1 pseudogene is annotated in these 289 nt (G+C 42.2%); it reads left to right on the top strand.

The annotated features are described in order from the left end of the window. A pseudogene (locus IL45_RS15230) lies at nt 1-289 on the top strand (gliding motility-associated C-terminal domain-containing protein); the annotation flags it as partial.

Below are 289 nucleotides of genomic sequence, written 5' to 3'. Positions count from 1 at the left end.
AGTAGATCCATTAGGCGATGATGACAATGATGGTATTTTAAACTACCAAGATGTTACACCAGCCAATGATGCTAATGGTGATGGCGTAGTAGACAGTTTTGATAGTGATGGTGATGGTATTATCGATCAGTTCGATCAAGATGCTGACAATGATGGTATACCAGATAACGTAGAAGGCCAAGACACACCAGGTTACACAGCACCAACTGGAGTAGATAGTGACATGAATGGATTGGATGATGCTTATGAGACGACTCCAGGAAGTGGAGAAGGAATCACACCAGAGAAT

The sequence above is a fragment of the Nonlabens ulvanivorans genome, assembly GCF_000732625.1.
Taxonomy (GTDB): domain Bacteria; phylum Bacteroidota; class Bacteroidia; order Flavobacteriales; family Flavobacteriaceae; genus Nonlabens; species Nonlabens ulvanivorans.
This window is presented reverse-complemented; position numbering and strand designations above follow the sequence as displayed.